This is a genomic window from Desulfuribacillus alkaliarsenatis (genome assembly GCF_001730225.1).
Taxonomy (GTDB): Bacteria; Bacillota; Bacilli; order Desulfuribacillales; family Desulfuribacillaceae; genus Desulfuribacillus; species Desulfuribacillus alkaliarsenatis.
The window spans coordinates 263,613-273,018 of sequence record NZ_MIJE01000022.1 but is presented as its reverse complement, the minus strand read 5'-3'; the positions used below and the strand labels follow the sequence as shown (position 1 = coordinate 273,018).

Here is a 9,406-nt window from a genome sequence, read left to right as displayed (position 1 = left end):
CTTGACGGTGTTTCGTGAGCACTGGCAGCTAGATGAAATACTGCGTTGGCTCATACCTTGACTATTAAGCCTAAGGATTTCTCGATATTTGGTCATTTGGTTTGACCTCCTGTATTTGATTTGCACCTGATGGTGCATTTATCCATTATACAAGAGGTGGCTCTCGCCATGACCATAGTGGCTCTATCTGATGAACATGGTGGCTCATTTCAAGTACACACGTGGTTCATTTCTAAAATATTACTCAATTGGGAGATTGATTTGACGAAAACGAGCAAATTGCTGGCTTTTTCGTTCAATAAACACACGCTTATAAATTGAATATTGAAGAGCAGGTAGCTAATCAGTTTTTACATTAGCTACCTGCTCTTTTTTTATAACGTATGCCAAGTTTTGTTTTTTGCCTATTGACATTTACTAATTATTGCATTATTGTATTAGTATCTTAATACAATAATGCAATAATACAATAATACAATGGAGGTGCTAAGATGAATTTAGTTTTTGACCCTGCCCTTCCGATATACACTCAAATCGTCGATGGATTCAAGCGCGAAATTTGCAGCGGCACGTTAAAACCTGGCGAGAAAGTGTTGCCTGTCAGAGAGTTAGCTTTGAATCTTGGAGTAAATCCGAATACATTGCAGCGAGCATTAAGTGAGCTAGAGCGCGAGGGTTTGCTGTATACGGAACGTACGGCAGGACGCTTCATCACAAAGGATCAGGATTTGATTAATAGGTTGCGTAACGATTTGACTAAGGAATTAGTAAAAGATTTTCTTGAAAAAATGGCTTCCCTCGGATGCTCATTAGAGGAAATCGAAAGGTTTATTAAAGAGAATGGAGGAGAATTAGACAATGAATGATAATTTATTAGAAATTACTCGGCTAAATAAAAATTACGGTAAGCAAACGGCATTAAAAAATGTTTCTTTCAATATATCTCCAGGACGAATCGTAGGTTTGCTTGGGCCAAATGGTAGCGGGAAAACAACAATAATCAAAATTATTAATGGATTGATAGCTGATTATAATGGAGACGTACTTGTGGACGGCCATATGCCAGGGATAGAAACAAAAAGTATTGTAAGCTATTTACCAGATAAAATGGCGTTGCCTGAATGGCTTAAGGCTAAAGATGCCGTCAAAGTTTACACTGACTTTTTTGCCGATTTTGACTCTACCCGTGCAAAAGAGTTACTAGAATCTTTAAAAGTACCAGAGGATAAACGAATATCTGAGCTGTCTAAAGGAATGAAGGAAAAGCTCTTATTGGTTCTTACAATGTCACGCCGTGCCAATCTCTATATTCTAGATGAGCCAATCGCCGGTGTCGACCCAGCCGCTAGAGAAGTTATACTATCGACTATTTTAAACAATTTTGCCGATGGAAGCTCGATTCTATTGTCCACTCATATTATTTCTGATGTAGAGACTATTTTTGACGATATTATCTTTCTAAAAGATGGTGAAATTGTGCTATCAGGAGAAGCTGAGTCATTACGATTAGATAATAAGCAGTCAATTGATCAATTGTTTAGGGAGGTATTCCGATGCTAGGAAAATTAATAAAGTTAGATATCCAATTTGCGTACAGAAAATTTTTAACAATGGCAGCTATACTTATAGCCTTTGGTATTGTTATGCCATATCTATATGACACAGTTGTTCAAGCAGGTGTTGCGTTTGTTTTTAGTGTATCACTATTTACAGTAGGCGTAATGTGCGTATGGCTGATATTACAGCATTTTAAAAGGAATCTATTTGGTGATGAAGGGTATTTAATGTTTTCTTTACCCGTTAAACCTTATCAGCTATTGCTATCGAAACTTATTACAACAGTCCTATGGTTTAATCTTATTCTGATTTGTACGATTATCATGGTTTCATTAATGGCTCGTTCTCAAGTGTCGATGGACTTTGTTATAGCTTTTATGAATTGGAGATACTTCACAGAAGCAGTAAAAGGGATTGTTGCAATTAACTTAAATGTCATTCCAATGATTCTTGCAATTTACATGGGTATAGCCTTATCTACAGTAGCCATTCGCAATCGAAAACTAGGAATGGGTGTGGGAATTACAGTTTCAGTTGCATCTATAATTTTTTATAATTGGTTAGCACTTAAGATTTCTATCCCTGCGACAACGACTGATGTAGCTGTTGCAGGAGTGGATACAAGCTCCACTAATCACAGCTTTGTGCCAGAGTTGCTATTCCTATCAACTTCTACTGCAGCCGCACTCGTCTTTTTCCTAATCACAGCATATATAATCAAGCACAAGCTAAACCTTAACTAAGTCTAAACTCATAACACGAGGACCTCTTATTGAACTTTTTAGAGGTCCTCTTTTAAATTCTATTTACTCATTTTTCTAATTACTCATTTCCTATTACTCATTTTCTGTGCGTATTCTATAACTGCTTCGACTTGCTCAATTATCATTTTCTGAGCAGTACAGTTGTAAAAATTTTGCTTATAGATTTCACCATTCTGTTTTGTTTTCTGTAGTGATGAAATGCCAATCCGCTCGCCTTTTTCCGTGGCAACCTTGAAATTCTTCTCATTTAAAGTTTCTAACTGTAGATACCCCAGCTCAATTAGATAATCTTGAACTTTTGCAGCTACAACTTTCTTGTCTGTCTTCTGCAGTAATAACGCATTAATACGGTCGGTTATCAAACTTATCGGCAAAGGTTCCTCAGATATTTCAAATTCAGATTTTACGTAATCACTTACTTCTATAATGCTTACGGCGTCAGTATTGATGTCCGAATTACCATGATCACTTACTCCTTCATCCTGCTGATAGTCTCGAATAACCTCCATGAATGCTTGTCCATACGCTTCTAGCTTTTTGTCGCCGACTCCAGAGACATCTAAAAATTCCGAGTCGTTGGTCGGTAACTTTTGACACATGTCAACTAAAGTTGCATCGGTAAAGACAACGAACGCTGGTACATTTTGCTGTTGTGCTAGTTGATAGCGCAAATCCCTGAGCTTCTGAAAGAGCGCTTGATTGATTTGCACTTTCTGTTTACTTAATATTTTACTGTATGGCGCTTTAGCATCTTCTTTACTTAGATCTTTTTTGACAGCCTTCATCGTAAGTTTTCCACCATTAAGAAGCCATTCTTTACCTTTCGTCGTAACCTTGGCTACTGGAAATTCGTCGTTTGTCAGTAAGATATATTCATTTAGCACTAGGTGGTTAATAACATCGCGGATTTCGTGCTCTTTTGCGTGTGCCATGATTCCATAGCTTTTAATATCATCTAGTCCTAGTCTTATGATTTTCGCTGCCTTACTACCGCGCAATGTATCTATTACCATTTTCACACCATAACGTTCGCCCATTCTGATGATGCAGGATAGAATTTTCTGGGCATCTTCAACGATATCAACTTCTTCATAGTTCGTGTTACAACTGCTGCAATTACCGCAGCTGCTATGGGTATACTCTCCAAAATATTTCAGTATGTACTCTCGTAAGCAGTTAAAGGTATGGCAGTAGTATGTCATTTGCTTCAATCGTTCGCGTTCTTTTTCTTTGATTTGGTCTGCAAACGCACTGTCTAATTCATTATTTTCATTGTTTTGATCAATTAAAAATTGATTGGTTATCACATCTTGTCCACCATAGAGCAAGATACAATCTGCCGCAGTACCATCGCGTCCCGCTCTCCCAGCTTCTTGGTAATAACTTTCGATGTTCTTCGGCATATTGTAATGAATGACAAAGGATACATTGCTCTTATCAATCCCCATGCCAAAGGCATTCGTTGCCACCATGATGGTTTTCCTGTCATAAAGAAAATCATCCTGATTCTTAGTGCGTTCATTTTCGGACAAACCTGCGTGATACTGAGTCGCTTCATACTGATCATTACTTAAGCGCTCATATACCTCTTCGACTGCTTTTCTAGTCGAACAGTATATGATACCACTGCGGTTTGGATTGTTTTGTAAGTATTGAATAACTGCCTTGTACTTGTCTGTAGGTTTTTGCACTTCAAAGTAAAGGTTTTCTCGGTTGAAGCCTGTCGCCATAACGAAAGGATTATGCAAACTCAACAGGTTTTCAATGTCTTGTTTTACTTCTTTAGTAGCCGTCGCTGTAAATGCTGCTACTATAGGTCTTTCTGCTAATTCATTGATGAAGTCACGAATCTTTAAATAACTCGGTCGGAAATTCTGACCCCATTGAGATACACAATGGGCTTCGTCAACCGTCACCATTGCTATACGTGCATTCATGGCAAAACTATGAAACTCAGGTGTTTCTAGGCGTTCAGGTGCCACGTAAATTATTTTATATTTGCCTGCCTTTGCATTTTCCAATGCTTTAAGTGTTTGATTATAGTTTAAAGACGAGTTAATAAAGGCTGCAGAAACTCCACTAGCAATCAGGGCCTGCACTTGATCTCTCATTAAAGAAATCAGCGGTGATATGACGATGGTAATGCCTTCCAGCATAAGTGCTGGCACTTGGAAACATAATGATTTCCCCGCTCCAGTCGGCATAATGCCTATAATATCATTGCCCTGAAGTGTTTGGTTAATTAATTCTTCCTGCCCTTCACGGAAGCTGTCATAACCAAAATATTGCTTTAATACTTGTTCTTTAAGCATATATTTAACCCCTTGCCCGTTTCACTGGATGGCGCAGTACAGTTTTCATTGACTCTGGTTTGCTCTTTCTTGGATCAGAAATATAGATTTCATGGTGCTTGCCACCCTCAATACCAACGCAGTCGATAAGCCCCTGCTGCTTGATATATTCAGTCATAATCTCCACCGTTTCTGGCTCCGTAGAGTATGGACCTATATGCATCATCTGAACGCTGAGTCCTTCTGCAAAGGATTCAAATCGCGCTAATTCTAGTTTTAATTCAGGTTTTTTCTTTTCTAATTCTTTGCATGCCCATTGAAAGACTTCTTCATTGACGAATTCAGGTTGTCTAATCATCACTGTCCACTTCCAATTGTCCCGTTCTGTCAAACAAAATGTCCCTTCCTCAATCCACCATAAACCTTCAAGCGGCGGAACTACATACTCATAATACCCTGGAGGCTGTTGTCCTTTCTTGTGACTCATTTTTATTGTATAAGACAGACCGTAAAGCACTTCTACTGCATGCTCGAATTCTGGGTTGTTGTTTGGATCTCCCGTGCCGTCAACCATAATGAAATCCATAGACGGCACTTCAATTAGCATCGGTTTGTTCTTTGGTAAGTATAGTTCTTTATACTCTTTTTTATAATCTATTTTTTTGTTTGTCATGCTATTACCTTCTCCCATACCCATTCTAATTTACATATGATTTTCTCTAATCCTCATTAGTAGCTTTTCCATTGAAATTCGGAAACCAGCAAAAAGTGCCGCAATTTCTTCATCCTTGTTTTCTTTCAAAGCCTTTTGGAGATCGATAGTCACTTTATGTAATTCGATTGCCCCTATACTTCCTGTACTACTTTTCAATTTATGAACAATTTGGATAGCTTCATCATATCTCTTGCTTCCTATAGCACTAGATAGCTTATATATCGTTTGTTGATTCTCATTATAGTATTCTTGTAAAACCTTCTCATACAACTGCTGGTTGTTGCCAATATGTTGTAACCCTATGCTTTCATTTAGTATATTTGAGTCTGACTCTAAGTTTTGGGATGAGGTAGATTTTGACTCTCGTTTTGCTATATTTAATATTTCTGTAATTACTTGAATCAAGCGTTCAGGGTTAAACGGTTTGCTAATATAATGTCCAATTCCATGTTCTTCACATTTTTCCTTTACTCCTTGGACTACATCAGCCGTCATTGCCACAATTGGCACTTCCACTGACTCCTCTCTAATTTGCAGCGACGCATCATATCCATTCATTTCAGGCATGTGTAGATCCATAAGGATTAGATCAATACTTTGTTTATGTTTCTTGTATACACTTACACCCTCTACCCCATTATTAGCTAACCATACCCGAAAGCCTGTTTGTTTCAACACTGACTCTACTATTAATTGATTGGTCTTATTATCTTCCACCACCAGAATTCCATAGGGATTGTTTTCTGGGCTGCAGAAACCTTCATTCCATACACCCAGTTCTTGATTAGTTGCTATTGCGCTCAACTGAAATAACTCTAGAATCCCATTAAATAGAATCGACGGAATAATTGGCTTCACAATCCCTATATCAACGCCATACTGCTCCAGGTTATCTAGTAAATCTTCCCGATTCATTGGTAGTAACAGCATAATTTTGGGTGTTTTTTTTATCTTTTTATTTTCCCGCACACCTTTGATGAAGGCAAATCCTTTTTCATCAGGTGTATCATAGTCAAGTATTAACAAATCAAAAGGTTCCGCATATTTTTTGTTAGCATTTTCTAGCATACTTATTGCACTTACTTGGGATGAAGTCAATTCACACCCCATGCCAAATGCACTTAAGTAGCTATCTATGACATTCATGTTTGCCCCTGTCTTTTCCAATACTAAAGTTCGTATATTCGCAAAATAGCCCGATGCTATTTCTTCTATAAACTCACTTTCTTTTTTACTATCTATTTCTAGCGATAGCTGCACAATAAACGTCGAACCTTCCCCTTCTGTACTATAGACTTGTACCTGACCACCCATCATATCTACAAAGCTTTTCACAATAGACAGCCCCAGCCCTGTCCCCCCAAATCGCCGATTAATACTAGAGTCAGCTTGGGAAAATGGTAAGAAGAGCTGTTTCACTTGAGCTTCAGACATGCCTATCCCTGTATCTTTGATAGAAAACGACAAGTGATGTATGTTTGATTCCTTAGCCATCAGGCGAACATCTAATGATACTTCACCATTTGATGTGAATTTTGCAGCATTGTTAAGAATATTTAATAGAATTTGCTCAATTCGTTTTTGATCACCGTAAAGCCAAGTCGGAACATTAGGATCTTTTGTGACCCTTAGTCCGATACCTTGTTCTTCTATTTTATAAGAAACAATTGCGATTACATCCTTTATAACCTCGTCTAAGTTAAAAGATACAATCTCTAAATCAACTTTTCCAGCTTCTATCTTTGAAAAGTCTAAGATGTCGTTAATAATGCCTAACATAGTATTTGAAGCTTGTCGAATTCGTTCGATATACATTTTCTGTGTAAGTGACACATTAGTTTTTTTTAGCAGGTACGCCATGCCTGTTATGGCGTTCAGAGGCGTTCTAATCTCGTGTGACATCCTCGCCATAAAGTTTGATTTAAAATCATTGGCTATTTCTGCTTCTCGCTTCGCCTGTTCTAATTCTACTTGAATTGCCTTTCGTTTTATTATTTCTTTGCGCAATTGATATATCCAATAAACAGATACCAACCAAATAAGCAATATAAAAAATCCGACTCCAGCAATGATGCGAATAATCGGACTATAATCGATTTCTGTTTCTAAACCAATCCATTTATTATGTATGGCTATTCTCTCTGCTTCTGTTATTGTTGCTAACGCCTTATTCAAAATACCAATAAGTTCTGGCCAGTCCTTCCTGACAGCAAAGTATAACCCTTGCTGCTGTTCCGTATCAAAGGCAGTAAACTTTAAATTGGTTAATGCAGTGGAGCGAATCAAGTAATTGGTGGTCGCTAGATTACCGACAAAAGCAATTTCAGTGCCATCGGCTACAGACGTTAATGCTTCTTCCACTGAATCATATAAACTAAGATTGATTCCTGGATATGAAAGTAGATAGCTATGATGAGAGCTATTTCTCTGGACAGCAACCATTAATCCTTCCAAGTCGTGAATCCCTTTTATATAATTGTTTGTATCCATTGTTACAATGACTCTCTTGAAATTATAGTATCGATTGGAAAACAAAAAGTGTTGTTCCCGTTCAGATGTTTTGGCTACTGCAGGAAGTACATCAATATCACCAGCAAGAGCTTTGTCATATGCTTCTGTCCATGTTAAGCCACTGACTACCTCAATAACCAAACCCGTTCTTTCTTGAACCAACTGAATATATTCGGCCGTAATTCCCTTATATTCTCCATCTGCATCAATAAATTCGAAGGGCACAAACGCTGGATCAACTCCGAGTCTAATTACAGGATTATTATCCATAAATTCGATTTCTTGTTCAGTCCACTGGATTGAAGAGCCTGTTGCATCGAGAGCAGATGAACTGATAATTAAAATACAAGTAATTGTTACTACTAATAAGAGCTTGCGCATTTAATACGCCTCCTCCAACAACTCTTCTTGTATGTGTTCTAGTGAAATAGCGATAATCTCATCCTTTACTTCCAAAAACCCCTGCACTATAGCTGGGTCGAAGTGCTTTCCGCTTTGCTCTGTAATATATTGAATCGTACGCGAACTGTCATAAGCAGGCTTATATACACGCTTGCTCATAAGTGCGTCATACACATCAATGATTGCCATGAGTCTGCCTGGAAGTGGAATTGATTCTCCAGATAAACCTAGGGGATAGCCTGTTCCATCAAATTTTTCGTGATGAGAGCCTGCAATTTCGATAGCTGTTTTAATAAAGCTTGGAATATCCTTCTCATCGTGTATCTCATCTTTCAATGCTTGTACTCCATAAACAACGTGTTTTTTCATGATTGTATACTCTTCATCTGTAAGTCTATCAGGCTTTAGTAAAATTCGATCTGGGATGCCTACTTTCCCAATATCGTGAAGTGGCGTCGTAGTCACCAATTCGTTTATATATTCATCTGTCAAGATGTCCCGATACGCTTCCTTCTTTTGCAAATGTCTACAAAGCACTCTCATAATTTTCTTAGTCCGTATCGTGTGATTGCTCGATTCAACATTTCGAACCTCTAACAATCCAACCAGTGCATGGATTGTAATGTCTCTCGTAGCAACTAACTCTCTGGTTTTTTTCGCCACCATAGCATCCAGTCGCTCGTTGTCTTGTTCCATTTTTCTTTGAGCATCTTTTAAACGGAGATGGATATCAATTCGAATTCGTAGTGATTCTATATTTAATGGCTTCCTGATGTAGTCAACCGCACCTAATTTCAAACCCTTTACTTCGTTGTCAACTTCATCTGAGTTTGTTAAGATGATTGTTCGAATCTCTTTATACGCAGGATTTCTTTTTATTTCATTAAGTACTTCAAATCCGTTCATTATAGGCATATTCAAATCGAGAATCATCAGGTCTATGTGTGGATCTTTTGCAATCAACTGCATAGCTTCTCGACCATCGCAAGCAGTTACGATATCATAATCATACAACATACCCGAAATAATCAAGCGATCTGTGCTGGAGTCATCAACAATTAAGATTTTTGATACCATGACAACACTCCCAATTACCTTATAATAGTAAATTATACCACCACTTAATACTAAATGATAGAATATTCTGATTTACTTAAAATAGTGGA

8 protein-coding genes are annotated in these 9,406 nt (G+C 37.8%); 3 read left to right on the top strand and 5 right to left on the bottom strand.

The genetic code is table 11. The features are described 5' to 3' along the window. On the bottom strand, positions 1-96 hold a 96-nt coding region (locus tag BHF68_RS15840), incomplete at its 3' end, for a LuxR C-terminal-related transcriptional regulator (RefSeq protein WP_141706230.1). 395 nt (positions 97-491) lie between these two features. Here BHF68_RS15840 and BHF68_RS08520 point away from each other — a divergent pair. The 3 genes from BHF68_RS08520 to BHF68_RS08510 are packed head-to-tail and all read left to right on the top strand — an operon-like array spanning position 492 to position 2,300. Next, positions 492-866 carry a GntR family transcriptional regulator gene (locus tag BHF68_RS08520; protein WP_069643223.1) on the top strand — a complete coding sequence of 125 codons (375 nt, stop codon included), beginning with the start codon at positions 492-494 and terminating at the stop codon, positions 864-866. Next, a complete protein-coding gene (locus BHF68_RS08515) occupies positions 859-1,560 on the top strand; it encodes an ABC transporter ATP-binding protein (RefSeq protein ID WP_069643222.1) in 702 nt (233 codons plus the stop codon). Before BHF68_RS08520 ends, BHF68_RS08515 begins: the two co-directional genes overlap by 8 nt. Next, a complete protein-coding gene (locus BHF68_RS08510) occupies positions 1,554-2,300 on the top strand; it encodes a hypothetical protein (RefSeq protein WP_069643221.1) in 747 nt (248 codons plus the stop codon). Before BHF68_RS08515 ends, BHF68_RS08510 begins: the two co-directional genes overlap by 7 nt. Before the next feature lie 83 nt (positions 2,301-2,383). Here BHF68_RS08510 and recQ read toward each other — a convergent pair whose 3' ends face one another. The 4 genes from recQ to BHF68_RS08490 are packed head-to-tail and all read right to left on the bottom strand — an operon-like array spanning position 2,384 to position 9,317. Further along, positions 2,384-4,633 carry a DNA helicase RecQ gene (gene recQ / locus BHF68_RS08505; RefSeq protein ID WP_084019309.1) on the bottom strand — a complete coding sequence of 750 codons (2,250 nt, stop codon included), beginning with the start codon at positions 4,631-4,633 and terminating at the stop codon, positions 2,384-2,386. 4 nt (positions 4,634-4,637) lie between these two features. Further along, positions 4,638-5,285: a GyrI-like domain-containing protein gene (locus tag BHF68_RS08500; RefSeq protein ID WP_069643220.1), complete on the bottom strand. Its 648-nt coding sequence runs from the start codon at positions 5,283-5,285 to the stop codon at positions 4,638-4,640. 30 nt (positions 5,286-5,315) lie between these two features. Further along, complete coding sequence (locus tag BHF68_RS08495; protein WP_069643219.1) at positions 5,316-8,219, bottom strand: response regulator; 2,904 nt, start codon at positions 8,217-8,219, stop codon at positions 5,316-5,318. Beyond that, positions 8,220-9,317, bottom strand: coding sequence for an HD domain-containing phosphohydrolase (locus BHF68_RS08490; protein ID WP_069643218.1), 1,098 nt, complete (start codon positions 9,315-9,317; stop codon positions 8,220-8,222). Positions 9,318-9,406 lie beyond the last annotated feature (89 nt).

Excerpts from the sequence above, each read along its gene's own strand:
- BHF68_RS08520 (WP_069643223.1), top strand. The coding sequence starts at position 492 with ATGAATTTAGTTTTTGACCCTGCCCTTCCGATATACACTCAAATCGTC.
- BHF68_RS08515 (WP_069643222.1), top strand. The coding sequence starts at position 859 with ATGAATGATAATTTATTAGAAATTACTCGGCTAAATAAAAATTACGGT.
- BHF68_RS08510 (WP_069643221.1), top strand. The coding sequence starts at position 1,554 with ATGCTAGGAAAATTAATAAAGTTAGATATCCAATTTGCGTACAGAAAA.
- recQ (WP_084019309.1), bottom strand. The coding sequence starts at position 4,633 with ATGCTTAAAGAACAAGTATTAAAGCAATATTTTGGTTATGACAGCTTC.
- BHF68_RS08500 (WP_069643220.1), bottom strand. The coding sequence starts at position 5,285 with ATGACAAACAAAAAAATAGATTATAAAAAAGAGTATAAAGAACTATAC.
- BHF68_RS08495 (WP_069643219.1), bottom strand. The coding sequence starts at position 8,219 with ATGCGCAAGCTCTTATTAGTAGTAACAATTACTTGTATTTTAATTATC.
- BHF68_RS08490 (WP_069643218.1), bottom strand. The coding sequence starts at position 9,317 with ATGGTATCAAAAATCTTAATTGTTGATGACTCCAGCACAGATCGCTTG.